The 14,130-nt window shown below is 75.6% G+C and carries 15 protein-coding genes; 5 read left to right on the top strand and 10 right to left on the bottom strand.

What is annotated here, in order from left to right:
- Positions 1–82: 82 nt before the first annotated feature.
- Positions 83–2,641, bottom strand: a complete 2,559-nt coding sequence (locus ACFVTF_RS18865; protein ID WP_387814765.1) for a SpoIIE family protein phosphatase — start codon at positions 2,639–2,641, stop codon at positions 83–85.
- A 93-nt stretch (positions 2,642–2,734) separates the two neighbouring features.
- Here ACFVTF_RS18865 and ACFVTF_RS18860 point away from each other — a divergent pair, with 93 nt between their 5' ends.
- The 3 genes from ACFVTF_RS18860 to ACFVTF_RS18850 all read left to right on the top strand — a co-directional run bounded on the left by ACFVTF_RS18860 (position 2,735) and on the right by ACFVTF_RS18850 (position 5,194).
- Entirely contained in the window at positions 2,735–3,064 is a 330-nt protein-coding gene (locus ACFVTF_RS18860) for a DUF4326 domain-containing protein (protein ID WP_371521834.1), read from the top strand.
- Between the two features lie 128 nt (positions 3,065–3,192).
- Complete coding sequence (locus ACFVTF_RS18855; RefSeq protein ID WP_387814763.1) at positions 3,193–4,491, top strand: PQQ-binding-like beta-propeller repeat protein; 1,299 nt, start codon at positions 3,193–3,195, stop codon at positions 4,489–4,491.
- Positions 4,492–4,558: 67 nt separating this feature from the next.
- Positions 4,559–5,194 carry a uridine kinase gene (locus ACFVTF_RS18850; protein ID WP_371521830.1) on the top strand — a complete coding sequence of 212 codons (636 nt, stop codon included), beginning with the start codon at positions 4,559–4,561 and terminating at the stop codon, positions 5,192–5,194.
- Here ACFVTF_RS18850 and ACFVTF_RS18845 read toward each other — a convergent pair.
- From ACFVTF_RS18845 to ACFVTF_RS18825, 5 genes are all read right to left on the bottom strand, one after another.
- Positions 5,142–5,999 carry a DNA-formamidopyrimidine glycosylase family protein gene (locus ACFVTF_RS18845; RefSeq protein ID WP_387814761.1) on the bottom strand — a complete coding sequence of 286 codons (858 nt, stop codon included), beginning with the start codon at positions 5,997–5,999 and terminating at the stop codon, positions 5,142–5,144. The genes ACFVTF_RS18850 and ACFVTF_RS18845 overlap by 53 nt on opposite strands.
- A gap of 42 nt (positions 6,000–6,041) precedes the next feature.
- Positions 6,042–6,497, bottom strand: a complete 456-nt coding sequence (locus ACFVTF_RS18840) for a universal stress protein (protein WP_387814759.1) — start codon at positions 6,495–6,497, stop codon at positions 6,042–6,044.
- Between the two features lie 221 nt (positions 6,498–6,718).
- Positions 6,719–7,726, bottom strand: coding sequence for a zinc metalloprotease (locus ACFVTF_RS18835; RefSeq protein WP_387814757.1), 1,008 nt, complete (start codon positions 7,724–7,726; stop codon positions 6,719–6,721).
- A gap of 77 nt (positions 7,727–7,803) precedes the next feature.
- Complete coding sequence (locus ACFVTF_RS18830) at positions 7,804–8,469, bottom strand: AAA family ATPase (protein ID WP_387814755.1); 666 nt, start codon at positions 8,467–8,469, stop codon at positions 7,804–7,806.
- 119 nt (positions 8,470–8,588) lie between these two features.
- Positions 8,589–9,515: an LLM class F420-dependent oxidoreductase gene (locus ACFVTF_RS18825; protein ID WP_371521820.1), complete on the bottom strand. Its 927-nt coding sequence runs from the start codon at positions 9,513–9,515 to the stop codon at positions 8,589–8,591.
- A 142-nt stretch (positions 9,516–9,657) separates the two neighbouring features.
- Between ACFVTF_RS18825 and ACFVTF_RS18820 the strand changes: the two genes are divergently transcribed.
- A complete protein-coding gene (locus ACFVTF_RS18820; RefSeq protein WP_371521818.1) occupies positions 9,658–10,011 on the top strand; it encodes a DUF6401 family natural product biosynthesis protein in 354 nt (117 codons plus the stop codon).
- A gap of 19 nt (positions 10,012–10,030) precedes the next feature.
- Here ACFVTF_RS18820 and ACFVTF_RS18815 read toward each other — a convergent pair whose 3' ends face one another.
- On the bottom strand, positions 10,031–10,852 hold the full coding sequence (locus ACFVTF_RS18815; protein WP_387814752.1) for a hypothetical protein: 822 nt from the start codon (positions 10,850–10,852) through the stop codon (positions 10,031–10,033).
- 201 nt (positions 10,853–11,053) lie between these two features.
- Here ACFVTF_RS18815 and ACFVTF_RS18810 point away from each other — a divergent pair, with 201 nt between their 5' ends.
- Entirely contained in the window at positions 11,054–11,812 is a 759-nt protein-coding gene (locus ACFVTF_RS18810; RefSeq protein ID WP_387814750.1) for an alpha/beta hydrolase, read from the top strand.
- Between the two features lie 31 nt (positions 11,813–11,843).
- On the opposite strand, the gene ACFVTF_RS18805 is transcribed toward ACFVTF_RS18810, so the two are convergent.
- Genes ACFVTF_RS18805 through ACFVTF_RS18795 form a run of 3 tightly spaced genes read right to left on the bottom strand, consistent with a single transcriptional unit; the run spans position 11,844 to position 14,111 of the window.
- Positions 11,844–12,761, bottom strand: a complete 918-nt coding sequence (locus ACFVTF_RS18805; protein WP_387814748.1) for an ABC transporter permease — start codon at positions 12,759–12,761, stop codon at positions 11,844–11,846.
- On the bottom strand, positions 12,721–13,590 hold the full coding sequence (locus tag ACFVTF_RS18800) for an ABC transporter ATP-binding protein (RefSeq protein WP_387814746.1): 870 nt from the start codon (positions 13,588–13,590) through the stop codon (positions 12,721–12,723). Before ACFVTF_RS18800 ends, ACFVTF_RS18805 begins: the two co-directional genes overlap by 41 nt.
- Positions 13,587–14,111 carry a MarR family winged helix-turn-helix transcriptional regulator gene (locus ACFVTF_RS18795; RefSeq protein WP_387814744.1) on the bottom strand — a complete coding sequence of 175 codons (525 nt, stop codon included), beginning with the start codon at positions 14,109–14,111 and terminating at the stop codon, positions 13,587–13,589. Before ACFVTF_RS18795 ends, ACFVTF_RS18800 begins: the two co-directional genes overlap by 4 nt.
- Positions 14,112–14,130 lie beyond the last annotated feature (19 nt).

Here is a 14,130-nt window from a genome sequence, read left to right as displayed (position 1 = left end):
CATCCACCCGTCGAGGCTATCGGGACGCGCCGCCCGGCCGCCGCCACCGTTCGTCGCCCCCGCCCCCGACGAAAGTCGCCGCTCACGGCGTTCCGGGCACCCCCGTGGGCATGCCCGTGGAGTCGTCCTCACCGAAGGCCATCAGCAGCAGCGCCACGTCGTCCACCCGGTGCGAGGAGCCGACCTCGCGCAGGATCCGTTCCGCCAGCAGCTCCAGGCCGTCCGGCCCCTGCTCCCCGCCGCGCCCGAGCGCGGCCCGCAGCAGGTCCACCCCCTGGTCGATCGCCACCGCCGGATCCTCCACCAGCCCGTCCGTGTACAGCGCGACCACCGTGCCGGGCTCCAGGCGCAGCTCGCTGACCGGGTACTCGGCCAGCTCCTCCACGCCCAGCAGCGGCCCGCCCGGCACGTACAGCGCCTCGGCCCACCCGTCCGGGAAGCGCAGCACCGGCGGCAGGTGCCCGGCCCGGGCGATCCGGGCGCGGCCGTCGGCGGGGGTGAGGCGGACGAGGCAGCAGCTGGCGAGCAGTCCGGGGTCGAGGTCGAGCAGGAGCCGGTTGGTGCGGGCGAGCACCTGGTCGGGCGGGTCGCCGCCGGTGGCGAAGGCGCGGACGGCGCTGCGCAGCTGGCCCATGGTGGCGGCCGCGCCGACGCTGTGGCCCTCGACGTCGCCGATCACCAGCGTGACGTCCCCGCCGGTGACGATCGCGTCGTACCAGTCGCCGCCGATCTCCATGCCCTGGGTGCCGGGCAGGTAGCGGGCGGCGATCCGGATGCCGGGCACGTCCGGGAGGCGGTGCGGCAGCAGCGCCTGCTGGAGGCCGCGGGCCAGGGTGAACTCGGCGTCGTACAGCCGGGCCCGTTCCAGGGCCTGGGCGATGAAGCCGCCGAGGGCGGTGAGCAGGCCGCGGTCCTCGGCGGTGAAGGGGCGCGGCCGGTCGAAGCCGAGGATGCAGCTGCCGACGGGGTGGCCGGAGGCGATCAGCGGCAGGAAGGCCCAGGCGCCCATCTCGTCGAGCGCGAGGCCGGGGTAGGCGGCGGCGAGTTCGCGGACCGATTCGAAGAAGATCGGGGTGCCGGTGCTGAGCGTCTCCGCGCCGGGGATGCGGGCGGCGACCGGGGTGCCCTCGAAGGCGTCCAGGAAGCCGTCCGGGTAGCCGGTCTGCGAGATCAGGTGCAGGTGCTTGTCGCGCACCCCGTAGATGGCGAGCTCCTGGCCGCCGAAGGCCGGCAGGATCTCCTCGGCCACGGCCCGACAGACCTCGCGCACGGTGACGCTTTCGGTGAGCGCGCTGGCGAGCTGGAGCAGGTGGTAGGTGCCGCCGATGCCGGCGGGGGCGTCGGTCGGGGTGGCGCCGCGGGCCGCGGGCGGCGGGGGCGCGGCCCGCGGTTCGGCGGCGCCCGGCGGGGCTTCGGCGGCCACCACCCGGACGGTGACGCCGTGCGTGTCGGGGTAGAGCGAGAAGGCGAGCCAGCCGTCCGGCGGGCGGGCGGCCAGGAAGGCGGTGGGCTGCTGGGAGAGCAGGGCGGCCCGGTAGCGGTTCTCGAAGAAGGGGTCGGCGAGCCAGGGCAGCACGTCCCACAGGTGGTGGCCGACCAGGTCCTCGCGGCGCGCCTGGAGCAGTGGCTCGGTGGCGCGGTTGGCGTAGCTGACCCGGCCGTCCGGGTCGAGCGAGAAGACGCCCGCGCGCAGTCGCTCGACGGCGGCCGCGGCCGCGGTGAGGGTGCGGGCGTCCAGCACGGCGCCGACCAGATGGGTGCGGCCGTCCGAGAGCGCCGCGGGCACCCGCGCCCAGAGCTCCACCGGGTACGGGTGGCCGTCCGGCCCGAGCACCCGGACCCTGGCCGCCAGCACCTCGCCCCGGGCCAGCGCCGTCCGGGCGGCGGCCCGGAACTCGGGCAGGTCACCGGGGGCGATCCGGCTGCCGAGGGCGGCCAGCGTGCCGTCGAACGCGCCGGGTTCGAGGCCGAAGATCGCGAGGAACTGCTGGTCGGCGGCCAGCGCCCCGGTGGCGACGTTCCAGTCGAACATCCCGAGCCGGCAGGTCGGCGCGGACGGCGGCGGCAGCTCGACCACGGCCGCGTCGCCGCCCGGTTCCACGGGGTGCCCGGCCGCCGCCAGGCCCGCCAGCCCGGCGGCCAGCCGCCCGGCCACCTCCGCCAGCCGCGGCGCGGCGTCCTCCGGGACGCCGTCGTCGGAGGCCGGCCAGAACACGCTGAGCACCCCGAACCGCTCCCCGCCGCCCGCCACCGGCACGCAGGCGGAGGCGAAGTCGTACGGCATGCCGACGGCGAGCTGCGGGAAGCGCCGCATGGTGTCCTCGGTGTCGGCGAGGGTGATGGTCCGCCCGGTGCGGAAGCTGACGGCGACGGGCAGCGGGCCGGCGGCGGCGATCCGCCGGAACGGGCTCATGATCGACAGCGGTACGCCCGCGATCGTGCAGAGCACCAGCGAGCGGCCGTCCCGCGAGCGCAGGTACACCATCGCCCCGTACGCCCCGGTGCCGCCGAGCGCCCGGCGGACGGCGCCCGCCAGCAGGTCGTCCCGCTCGGCCGCCGCCGGGGCGGCGTGGGGCTCCTGCGGCCGGTGCGGGCCGGGCGGCGCCGCCCGGTCACGGCCGCCCGCGTGCGGATGGCGCATGCTCTTTTGCTACGCCGGGCCCCGGGGCGTGTCAAGGCGAGCCCCCAGGGGCCCCGGGTGCCCGTCGGCCCCGGTTGCGCCAGCATGGACGGCATGCCGACCACCTCCGGCCGCACCACCGTGGTCAACCTCAAGGGCCACCGCGACGACCCCTCCTGCGCCGACGTCGTCTACGTCGGCCGCGCCATGCACCGCGGCGGCTGGCACCTGCCCGAATCCCCGCTGCACTGCCCCTACCGCCCCGGCCCCGACCTCACCCGCGAGCAGATGGTCGCCGACTACCGCGCCTACCTCCTCGCCCGCCCCGACCTGCTCGCCCTCGTCCCGCCCCTGCGCGGCCACCGCCTCGGCTGCTGGTGCGCCCCGCTCCCCTGCCACGCCGACGTCCTCGCCGACCTCGCCGACCACCCCCCGCACCACTGACGGGCGCGCGCCTCCGCTCCTGCGGACCGTTGCGCCCCGGGTCGGGGTTTCGGGTGGTTCGGGGGCTGTTCGATATCCTCCGGGCGAGTGGTGGCGCGCGGGGCGCCCTGGGGGAGGTGGGAGCCGGTATGCAGTCGCCGTCGTCCGAGGGGCCCGTGCGCGAGGCCTCGTGGCAGTGGGACGGGGAGGCGGACGGCGCCGCGCGGGAGCCCGTGGACGTGGTCGGCGGGGGCGGGGACGGGCCGCGGCTGAGCCGGCGCGGGCTGCTGGCGGGAGCCGGGGTGCTGGCGGCGGGCGCGGCGGTGTGGGCGTTCGGCCGTTCGGGTGCGGACCAGCCGGCCCCGCTGCCGAAGCCGCAGCCGACCGCGCTGTCCGGACCGACCCCGCTGTGGACGTACCGGGGGCCGGAGGCGATGACCCCGGAGCGGCTGACCGGCCCGCCGACCCGGCCGGTGTTCCTGTCCCGGACCGGGCTCCAGGTCCTGGACCCGGCCACCGGCGAGGCGGCGCGGCTGCTCACCCTCGACCGGCCGCGCGGGAACTGGCCGAGCGACCTGGAGGTGCCGGGCAAGGCGGTGCTCGGGCCGGACCGGCTCTTCACCACCTCCCCGGGCCACCTGGACGCCCGCCACCTCGGCGACCGCGCCGCCGACTGGAGCCTGCCGCTGCCCGACGACCTGGAAGGCTCCGTCGAGCTGTCCGGCTTCGACGACGGCACCCTGTACGGCTACGTCTGGGACTGGTCACGGGAGAGCTCGACGCCGAACGGCCGGCTCTTCGCCGTCCGGGTCGCCGACCGCTCGATGCTGTGGCACCTCCCCACCGACCGGAACGAGCAGCCGTTCACCCCGGTCACCACGCCCGGCGGCCGCCTCCCGTGCCTGCGCAACCTGGGCAACGGCAGCGAGCTGGTGGTCCGGGACGCCGCCGACGGCCGGGAGCTGTGGACGGCCCCCGGCGCCGGGGACCTGGGCTGGTGCGTCGGCGGCCCGGTGCACGTCTACGTCCCCGACGGGTCCGGCGGCGTCCGCGCGCTGCGCCCCGGCGGCGAGCCGGCCTGGACGGTCTCCCCCGCTCGGGGCGAGTCGTGGCGGGCGATGCCCGCGGTCTCCGACGGCCCGCGGGTCTACCTGGCCCGCGACAACGGCCTGGTCACCGGGCACGACGCGGTCACCGGCGCACGGCAGTGGGCCTACCGGCTGCCGTTCCTGCTGGACCGCCGCAGCCATCCGCTGGTGGTCGGCGGCACGCTGTTCGTCCCCGGCCCGGCGGCCGCCGGGGTGTGCGCGATCGACACCGCGAACGGCACGCCGCGCTGGACGTTCCTCGACTCGGGCCCCGGCAAGGACGTCTGGTCGCTCGCCGCCGACGCGAACCACCTCTACGCCGGCCACGACGACGTGCTGCACGCCCTCCCGCTCACCTGACCGCCCGGCACCACAGCCAGGACGGCACCACAGCCACGACGGCACGACGCCACGACAGGATGGCCTGATGCAGGTGCACCCGATCTCCCCCGAGCGGCTGGCCGACGTGCTCGCCGACCGCATCGCCGCGCTGCCCGGCGCCGGTGACCGGTGGCTGCGGGTCGCGGTGGACGGCGCACCCGCCGCCCGCCCCGACGTGCTCGCCGACGCCCTGGTGGAGCCGCTGCGGCTGCGCGGCCGCCCCGCGCTGCGGGTGTCGGCGGCGGGCTTCCTGCGCCCGGCCTCGATCCGGCTGGAGTACGGCCACCAGGACGCGGACGCCTTCCACGACCTCTGGCTGGACGACCGCGCCCTGCTGCGCGAGGTGCTGGACCCGCTGGAGCCCGGCGCCAGCGGCCGCGTCCTGCCCTCGCTGCGCGACCCGGTGACGGACCGCTCGACCCGCGCCGCGTACGCCGAACTGCCGCCCGGCGGCGTGCTGTTGCTGGACGGCGCGCTGCTGCTCGGCCGCTGGCTGCCGCTGGAGCTGGCCGTCCACCTCGCGCTCACCCCGACCGCCCTGGCCCGTCGCACGCCCGCCGACCAGCAGTGGACGCTGCCCGCCTTCGCCCGCTACGAGGCGGAGACCGGCCCGGCCGAGGCCGCCGACATCACCGTCCGGGTGGACGACCCGCGTCACCCGGCTCTGGTCGAGCGGACCTGACGCCCGCATCGGCGGGGGCCGGGCCGCGCTGGCAGTAGGGGCACCAGTACGCCACCCGGTCCTGCGGGGGCGTGCCCTGGCGGGCGGTCCGGACGAGGGTGCCGCAGCGCGGGCAGGGGCGGCCGGCCCGGCCGTAGACCCAGTGCTGGTGGCCGCGCCGGGTGTCGCCGGTGGTGATGTGGCCGGGGCGCAGCCGGTTGGCGTCGAGGAGCTCCCGGGCCCGCTCCACCAGCCGGTCGGGGCGCGGGAGTTGGCCGACCTCGGTCCACGGGGTGACGCCGGCCAGGTAGCAGAGTTCGGCGGCGTAGACGTTGCCGATGCCGGCGAGGTTGCGCTGGTCGAGCAGCGCCTCGGCGAGCGGGCGGCCGGGGTGGGCGAGCAGTCGACGGACGGCCTCCACCGGGTCCCAGTCGGGGCCGAGCAGGTCGGGCCCGAGGTGGCCGACGGCGCGTTGCTCGTCGGCGGTGCGCAGCAGGTCGACGACGGGCAGCCGGTAGCCGACGGCGGTGCCCCGCTCGGTGCCGAGGACGGCGCGGATCTGCCAGGCGGGGCCGCCGGACCAGCGCTCGCCGGGCCGGTAGACCTCCCAGCGGCCGTCCATCCGCAAATGGGTGTGCAGGGTGAGGCCGCCTTCGAGGCGGGTGAGCAGGTGCTTGCCGCGCGGGGCGACCTCCAGCACCCGGCGGCCGGCGAGGACGGCGGTGGCGTGCGCGGGCACCCGCAGGTCGGCGCTGGTCAGCACCTGTCCGGCGAGGGCCTCGTGCAGCCGGGCCGCCGCGCGGTAGACGGAGTCACCTTCTGGCATGTCTCCATCCTCCACCGCGCGGCGACCCGGCGGGGCCGCGCGCTACTCGGCCTCGGCCACCTGGCCCTCCCGGACGACGACGACCGGGCAGGGCGCGTGCTCGGTGAGGTGGCGGCTGACCGAGCCGAGCAGCACGCCGGAGAAGCCGCCGAGGCCGCGGCTGCCGACGACGAGCAGCGCGGCGCCCCTGGCGGCCTCCAGCAGGGCCTGGGCGGCGTTGCCGGGCATCACGCTCTCGCTGATCCGCACGCCCGGGTCGTCGCCGACGACCCTGACGACGGTGTCGGAGAGGGTCTTGCCGGCCAGTTCCTCGGGGTTGAAGACCTCGGCGGACGGCACGTTCGGCGCGGCCCAGCCGTAGAACGCCGGGTACTCCCAGGCGGCGATCGCGGTGATGGTCCCGCCGACGGCCCGTGCGTAGTCGACCGCCCAGCGCAGCGCCTGCTCCGAGGCGGGCGAGCCGTCCACGCCGACGACGATCCGGGGGTTGGCACTCATGGCGTTACTCCTTGGCGCTCAGTTCCTGCTCGGTCCCGACACCCCGAACATAGATCAAATCGGGCGTGTTGTCGGCATTTGCCACGCCGCGATCGGCGTTTTGCATTCAGATCGATGGCAATGGGCCTGAACGATCTGCGGTTCTGCGGTTCTGCGGTTCTGTGGTTCTGTGGTTCTGTGGTTCTGCGAGGACGCCCGGGCGTCGGACGAGCCCCGACGGCTCAACTCCGGTAAGCGGCCCAGGAGTCGGCCATCCGCTGGACCTGGCCGGGGGTGAACTGGCTCATGCAGGAGTCGTAGCTGTAGTCCATGAAGTTGTGGATCGGGTCCAGGCCGGGCCCGGTGCAGGTGTGGCGGCCCTCGGGGCAGCCGTACGCGGGGGTGCGCTCGGGCGGGGTGTCGTCCACGTAGTCGCCCGGGGGCAGGCAGCCGCCCTGGAAGGTGTGGAAGAGGCCGAGCCAGTGGCCGATCTCGTGGGTGGCGCTGCTGCCCTCGTTGTAGTGGGCGGCGGCGCCGCCCGGCAGGGAGGCGTCCAGGACGACCACGCCGTCGTCGGCGGGGTTCGAGCCGTAGGCGCTCGGGAAGGTCGACCAGCCGAGCAGGGACTGGCCGAGCTTGGCGGTGTAGAGGTTGAGGGTGCCCGCGTCACCCTTGCGCAGCGCGTTCTTCATCCCCGCCTCGGCCCCGGAGCCGGGGGTCATGCCGTCGTACCAGGAGGCGTTGTCGGTGTAGTCGGTGCCGGCCAGCTCGAAGTGGAACTGGCTGGGGGTGTTGCCGTCGCCCTGGCCGCCGTAGGTCGCGTTGAGGTGGTCGATCTGGGCGGCGACGACGCCCCCGTCGAGCCGGCCGGTGTCACCGGCGTGGATCACGTGGACGTAGACCGGCACCGTCGTCGGGGCGCCGATCCGGGCGTGGGCGGAGGAGAGCCGGGCGAGCCGGTCGTCGAGGTCCGTCTGCATCGCCCGGGCCTCGGCGGCGGTGACGGCGTTCGGGTCATGCCCGGCCTGGCCGCCGGCCGGCTTGCGGGCGGCGGCGTCGACAGCGTCGGAGTCGGAGTCGGAGCCCGCACAGGCCGCGGTCACGGCGGCCGCGGCGGCGGAGATCCGGGTCGCGGCGGCGGAGTGCGGGGCCGGGGCGGCGAGCTGGCCGAGACCGGCGGCCGCGACCAGCGCGGCGGCCCAGGGGAACAGACGGGGGGCACGCGAGCGCACCCGGGCAGTACGGCGCATCTGCGCTCCTGACAAGGGAGTTGGCGGATTGTCGGCCGCGCCCCGGGCCCGCCCGGCTCGGCGCGGACCCGCCGAGACTACGACGCGGCGAAGACGATCTCCCGCAGGGCGCGCGCGGCGGCCCGGTCGAGTACCACGGCCGACGCACAGCCCTCCGGCGGCCGTCCGGCCCCGGTGAGCCGGCGCCGCAGCCTGTCGACGGAGGCCCGGTGCCGGAGGAAGGCGTAGCGCGAGACGCTCTGCCCCCGGCTCTGCTGGCCCTCCCGCGCCTCGGCCGGTTCGGCGTCCAGCAGCAGCAGGTGCACCCGGCGGCCCTGCCGGGCGGCGGTGCGGGTCAGCCAGAGCCGCACCCAGGACAGCGAGCCGCAGTCGTGGACGGCGAGCGGCCCGCCGGCCAGCACCGCGCGCCGCAGCCGCCGGTAGTGCGCGATCCGCGCCAGCGGGCGGTAGAGGGCGTACGGGAGGCGGCCGGGCAGCCTGGCCGCGTACTCCTCGCGGACCAGCTGGGAGTCGACCAGCGGGGCGCGCACGCAGCGGCGCATCAGGGTGCTCTTGCCGCTGCCGGGCAGCCCGGAGACGACCAGCAGGTCGCCGGCGGGGTAGTGCAGCGCCACCGGGGCGGGGCCGGTCCGCAGGTCGTGCAGGCCGGGCTGCACCCGTAAGGCCTGCGGGGCGGCGGGGCCCCGTCCAGGGGGCGGCGGCACCCGGGGTGCCGCCGCCTCCGCCGTTCTCGTCCTGGTCACCGGTCCTCCCCGCGCCGTTCCCTCCCTCGGAGCATTACGCATTCCCAAGAGCGAGTAAAGAGCGGTGGTCTCCGGGCCCGGCCGGCCGGTGCCGGATCAGGTCGTGCCGTGCGGGTGGGTCAGCCGAGCTGGGGGGCGACCCGGGAGGCGATGAGCTCCAGGTGGTCGAGGTCGTCCAGGTCCAGAATCTGCAGGTAGACCCGCTCGCTGCCGACGGCCGCGTACCGGCCGATCTTCTCGGCGACCTCGTCCGGGGTGCCGGCCAGGCCGTTGGCCTTCAGCTCGTCCACGTCCCGGCCGATCACGGCCGCCCGGCGGGCCACCTCGGCGTCGTCGCGGCCGACGCAGGCCACCAGGGCGTTGGAGTACACCAGGTCGCCGGCCGAGCGCCCGGCCTGCTCGACGGCGGCCTTGACCCGGCCGAACTGGGCGGCGCTGTCCTCCACCGAGGCGAACGGCAGGTTGAACTCGTCGGCGAAGCGGGCGGCCAGCGCCGGGGTCCGCTTCGGGCCGAGCCCGCCGACCAGCACCGGGATCCGGTCCTGGGCCGGCTTGGGCAGCGCCGGCGAGTCGGTCAGCGTGTAGTACTCGCCGGCGAAGTCGAAGGTGTCGCCGAGCTTGGTGTTCCACAGGCCGGTGATGATCGCCAGCTGCTCCTCCAGCCGCCCGAACTTCTCCTTCGGGAAGGGGATGCCGTAGGCGGCGTGCTCGGCCTCGTACCAGCCGGCGCCGAGGCCGAACTCGACCCGGCCGCCGCTCATCGCGTCCACCTGGGCGACCTGGATCGCGGTGACGCCGGGCAGGCGGAAGGTGGCGGCGGTCATCAGGGTGCCGAGGCGGATGGTGCGGGTGTCGCGGGCGAGGCCGGCCAGGGTGATCCAGGCGTCGGTCGGCCCGGGCAGGCCGTCGACGTCGCCCATCTTCAGGTAGTGGTCGGAGCGGAAGAAGGCGCTGAAGGCGCCCAGGTCCTCGGCGGCCCGGGCGACCGCCAGGAGGGTGTCGTAGCTCGCGCCCTGCTGCGGTTCGGTGAAGATGCGGAGATCCATGCGGACCATTCTGGTACAGACCACCGGCGGATCGGCGCAGAGAACCGGCCAAGCCGCCGAAGCTCCCGAAGGTGGCCAAGGTCTCAGCACGGAACCGTCACGAGCCGCCGGTCCGGCCGACCCGCTCGCCTACCGTGGACGGATGTTCGCCACCCCCGACGAGTCCTTCCGGCGCTCCCCCCACGAGCCGGCCGGCTGCCCGCTGCCCGGCATCGTCGCCGCGTTCACGCCACGGCTGGCCGAGTTCGCCTTCGAGCCCGGCTTCGTCGCGATGGTCGACCAGCACGTCGCGATGCTGCGCGAACTGCTGTACGCACAGGGGCCGGAGCTGGCGCCCCGGCCCCTGGACCGTGAGGAACTGTCGGACTACGCGCTCGGCTTCCTGGACGCGCTCACCGAGATCGGCTGGCGGGAGCCGGTGGGGTACGACTACGCGGTGCACCGGCTGACCGCGATCTGCTGGCTGGTGCGCGAGCAGGGCCTGCTGCGGGCCTGAACCCGCTGCGGGTCGCTGCCTAGCTCGGCTGGTCGCCCGGGCGGCCCGGGTCGATGCCGGGCGGCGGCGGGGTGGTGCCCGGAGCGGCCTGGGTGGTCGGCCGGGCCGGCTGGTTGGCCAGCACGTCCGCCCGGCCCGCCTGGTAGGCGTTGCCGCGCAGTTTGGCGCTCTCCTGCTCGGCGTGGCCCAGCCAGCGCTCCCAGCGCTGGCGCATCGGCAGGATCAGGCCGCCTCCGACGCCCACCACCAGCACACCGGCGATCGTGGCGAGCACCGCGATCAGCACCGGTCCGGTGATCGCGGTGGCGATCCCGGCCTGGCCGAGCGCCGCGATCACGCCCAGCGCGACGATGAACGCCCAGGCGATCGTGGCGACCGTCCGGCCGTACGAGGCGCCGGCGAGCGCGTTGCGCACGATGTCGCGGACACCGTTGGCGATGGCCATCGCGACCACCACGATCGCGACCGCCACGATGCCCCTGGGCAGCCAGGCGACGATGCTGTGGATCATCACGCTGATCGGGTTCGGGCCGAAGACGCCGAACGCCAGTTGCAGCACCATCAGCAGGATCGCGTAGTAGACGATCTTGCAGATGATGCCGGTCATGTCGTAGTTCGACCCGCTCAGGTGGCGGGCCATCCCGGCCCGCTCGGCGACCCGCTCCGAACCGACCTTGCGCAGCACGCGGTCCAGGACCTTGGCGATCGCCTTCGCCACGATCCAGCCGATGACCAGGATCGCCAGGAAGGCGATGAACTGCGGGATGAATTTCGCGATCTTGGACCAGGCGTCGGTGAAACCCGATCCGAAGTCCACGGAGAGTGCGAGCTGCTGAGCCACGGAGTCCTCCACTCGGTGACACGGCGCCACGAGCGGCGCGTGCGGCCCCCCACCCTTCGTGGATAGCAGCACCCCGCCCGACCCGCGCGCGCCTGGTCCCCGGGCTGCTCCCCCCGGGTGAAACGGGCCCGTAGACGCCCCGCGTAAAGTGATGTTCAAGAGCACGGGGACGGGGGCGGGACGGGACGGGACGGTGCGGGTGTGAGCAGCGAGACGGTGGACGGCGGCACGACGACCGGCAGCACGGCCGGGCACCCGGCACTGCGCTGGCGGGTGCGGCCCGAGGCGCCGCGCGCCGCCGTCCTGGTGCTGCACGGGGGCGAGGAGCACAACCTCTCCCGGCCCGGTCCGGTCAACCTGCCGCTGCTGCGGATGCACGGCTTCCTGCGCTCCCTCGCCAAGGACACCGCAGGCGCCGACGTGGCCGTCGGCACCGTCCGCTACCGCCACCGGGGCTGGAACGGGCAGCGCGCCGACGCCGCGCTGGACGCCCTCGCCGCCCTCGACGAGCTGGCCCGGGAGCTGGGCGAGGTGCCGACCGTCCTGATCGGGCACTCGATGGGCGGGCGCGCGGCCCTGCGGGCCGGCGGTCACCCGGCCGTCACCGGCCTGGTCGCCCTCGCCCCCTGGTGCCCGGCCGAGGACCCGTGCGAGCAGTTGGCCGGGCGGGACGTGCTGCTGCTGCACGGCGACCGCGACAAGGTCACCCCGCCCGCCGAGACCCGGGCCTTCGCCGCCCGCAGCCGGGCCGCCGGCGCCCGCGTCTGCGGCTACACCGTCACCGGCAGCGGCCACGCCATGCTCCAGCGCATCCCCGACTGGCACCGGGCCACCACCCGCCTGGCCACCGCCCTGCTCGGCCTGCGCCCGCTCCCCGCCGAGACCGTCTCCGCGCTCGCCCTTCCGCCCGCCTCCCCCGAGGCCCTCACCCTCGCCCTGCCCCGCCAGCCGCGCGGCTGACCCCGCGTGCGGCCCGGCGGCGGCGCGGGGGTCAGCGGGCCAGGCGGCCGAGGAGGGCGGAGGCCGCGGTGATGCCGAGCACGGTGGCCAGGGTCAGGACGGCGAAGTCGAGCGGGAGGTGGGCGCGGGTGCCGATCAGCAGGCCGCGCAGGGCGTCGACCTGGTAGCTGAGCGGGTTGGCCCGGCTGACCACCTGGAGCCAGCCCGGCATCAGGTCCACCGGGTAGAGGGCGTTGGAGCCGAAGAAGAGCGGCATGGTGATCGCCTGGCCGATGCCCATCAGCCGGTCGCGGGTGAGCACGATGCCGGCGATGGTCATCGAGAGGCAGGAGAAGAACGCCGAGCCGAGCAGCACGGCGACCACGACCCCGAGCAGCCGCAGCGGGTTCCAGGTCATCGCGACTCCGAGCAGGGCGGCGATCACCACCACGACGACGGCCTGGATCACCGCCTTCACCCCGGCGGCGAAGGCCTTGCCGGTCACCAGCGCGGCCCGCGGGGTGGGGGTGACCAGCAGTTTGGTGAGCACCCCGGAGTCCCGCTCCCAGATGATCATGATGCCGTAGAAGATCGCGATGAACATGGCGGACTGGGCGATGATCCCGGGGGCGAGGAAGTCCAGGTAGGGGATGCCGCCGGTGGGTATGGCCTTGAGCCGGGTGAAGGTCTCCCCGAAGATCAGCAGCCACAGCGCGGGCTGCACGGCCCGGGTGTAGAGCTCGGTGCGGTCGTGGCGCAGCTTCTGCAGCTCGACGGTGCACATCGCCAGCGTCCGGGCGGGCACCAGCCGCCAGCCGGTGCGGGCGCGCGGGGGGACCAGCAGCAGGCCCAGGTCGGGACGGGCTGCGGTCGCGGTGGCGGAGGCGGAGGCGGAGGCGGAGGCGGAGGCGGCGGCGGGGCCCGGGGGCTCAGCCGACGCGGGAGGCGGTGCGGCGGGTACGGCGGACATCGCTGAACTCTCCTTCCGGGGCCTCGCCGGGGGCCAGCTCGCGGCCCGCGAAGTGGCGGAACACGTCGTCCAGACTGGGGTCGGTGAGCTGCGGATCCTGCGCGCGGACCACGGTCTTCAGCTCCTCGGTGGTGCCGAGCGCGCGGATCCGGCCGCGGTCCATCAGGGCGATCCGGTCGCAGTAGCGGTCGGCCTCGTCCATGTAGTGGGTGGTGACCAGCACCGTCATCCCGGTGGCCCGGCGGACCGCCTCGACGCACTCCCAGACGCCGGTGCGGGCGATCGGGTCCAGGCCGATGGTCGGCTCGTCCATCACCAGCAGGCGCGGGGCGCTGACCAGGGCCTGGGCGAGCTCCAGCCGACGGACCATGCCGCCGGAGTAGGTGCCGGCCATCCGGTCGGCCGCATCGGCGAGGCCGACGGCGGCCAGCGCCTGGGCGACCCGCTCGCGGCGCTCGCCGTGCGACACGTCGAAGACGCGGGCGAACAGCGCGACGTTCTCCCGGCCGGTCAGCCCGCCGTCCGCGGAGAGCTGCTGCGGCACGTAGCCGAGCAGCCGGCGGACCTCCATCCGCTGCCGGGCGGGGTCGTGGCCGAAGACCCGCACCATGCCGGCGCGGACCGGCAGCAGGGTGGTGATCGCCCGGATCGTGGTGGTCTTGCCGGCACCGTTGGGGCCGAGCAGGCCGAACACCTCGCCGGTGCGCACGGTCAGGTCGACACCGTCGACGGCCTTGGTGCCGGCGCCCTTCCCGCGCCCGTGGTGGAAGGTGTACTCCAGGCCGCGGCAGACCACCGCCGCGTCACCGCCGTCCTCCGGGAACGTCATCGCTCCTCCTCCCCCGGCTCACCGGGACGGGTGCGCAGGCCCGTCGCCACCTCGCGCAGCGCGGGCACCGCGGCGGCCAGGGCCGCGCGGGAGTCGGCGGGCAGCCCGGCCACCACCTCCCCCACCAGCGCCGCGCGCCGGGCCCGCCAGACCGCGAGCCGTTCGACGGCCTCGTCGGTGGCGTACAGCAGGGCGGCCCGGCGGTCGGCCGGGTCCACCTCCCGGCGCAGCAGCCGCAGCGCGACCAGCTGGTTGACCAGGGTGGAGACCGAGTTGCCGGCGAGGCACAGCTCCTCGGCCGCGTCGGACACCCGCAGTCCGGGGGCGTCCGTCACCAGGCGGAGCAGTTCGACCTGCGCTCCGCGCAGCCTCGGCTCGGTGAGTCCCTGCCGCAGCCGGCGGCGGACCAGGCGCTGGATGCCGACCAGCAGGGCGGAGAGTTCGTCGGCCACGTCGGGATCGGGGGTCGCCGGGAGGCCGGCGGCCGGTGCGGGGGCGAGCGTTTCCGGTGTCGCACTCATACCCCCGATTTTAGCTCTC

It is taken from the genome of Kitasatospora sp. NPDC057940, from assembly GCF_042887425.1.
In the GTDB taxonomy this organism is placed as follows: domain Bacteria; phylum Actinomycetota; class Actinomycetes; order Streptomycetales; family Streptomycetaceae; genus Kitasatospora.
The sequence above is the reverse complement of the archived record's forward strand: the minus strand, read 5'-3'. Positions and strand labels throughout refer to the sequence as shown.

What these genes read in the sequence shown, in the direction of transcription:
- ACFVTF_RS18865 (WP_387814765.1), bottom strand. Translation starts at nt 2,641, where the DNA reads ATGCGCCATCCGCACGCGGGCGGCCGTGACCGGGCGGCGCCGCCCGGC.
- ACFVTF_RS18860 (WP_371521834.1), top strand. Translation starts at nt 2,735, where the DNA reads ATGCCGACCACCTCCGGCCGCACCACCGTGGTCAACCTCAAGGGCCAC.
- ACFVTF_RS18855 (WP_387814763.1), top strand. Translation starts at nt 3,193, where the DNA reads ATGCAGTCGCCGTCGTCCGAGGGGCCCGTGCGCGAGGCCTCGTGGCAG.
- ACFVTF_RS18850 (WP_371521830.1), top strand. Translation starts at nt 4,559, where the DNA reads ATGCAGGTGCACCCGATCTCCCCCGAGCGGCTGGCCGACGTGCTCGCC.
- ACFVTF_RS18845 (WP_387814761.1), bottom strand. Translation starts at nt 5,999, where the DNA reads ATGCCAGAAGGTGACTCCGTCTACCGCGCGGCGGCCCGGCTGCACGAG.
- ACFVTF_RS18840 (WP_387814759.1), bottom strand. Translation starts at nt 6,497, where the DNA reads ATGAGTGCCAACCCCCGGATCGTCGTCGGCGTGGACGGCTCGCCCGCC.
- ACFVTF_RS18835 (WP_387814757.1), bottom strand. Translation starts at nt 7,726, where the DNA reads ATGCGCCGTACTGCCCGGGTGCGCTCGCGTGCCCCCCGTCTGTTCCCC.
- ACFVTF_RS18825 (WP_371521820.1), bottom strand. Translation starts at nt 9,515, where the DNA reads ATGGATCTCCGCATCTTCACCGAACCGCAGCAGGGCGCGAGCTACGAC.
- ACFVTF_RS18820 (WP_371521818.1), top strand. Translation starts at nt 9,658, where the DNA reads ATGTTCGCCACCCCCGACGAGTCCTTCCGGCGCTCCCCCCACGAGCCG.
- ACFVTF_RS18805 (WP_387814748.1), bottom strand. Translation starts at nt 12,761, where the DNA reads ATGTCCGCCGTACCCGCCGCACCGCCTCCCGCGTCGGCTGAGCCCCCG.
- ACFVTF_RS18800 (WP_387814746.1), bottom strand. Translation starts at nt 13,590, where the DNA reads ATGACGTTCCCGGAGGACGGCGGTGACGCGGCGGTGGTCTGCCGCGGC.
- ACFVTF_RS18795 (WP_387814744.1), bottom strand. Translation starts at nt 14,111, where the DNA reads ATGAGTGCGACACCGGAAACGCTCGCCCCCGCACCGGCCGCCGGCCTC.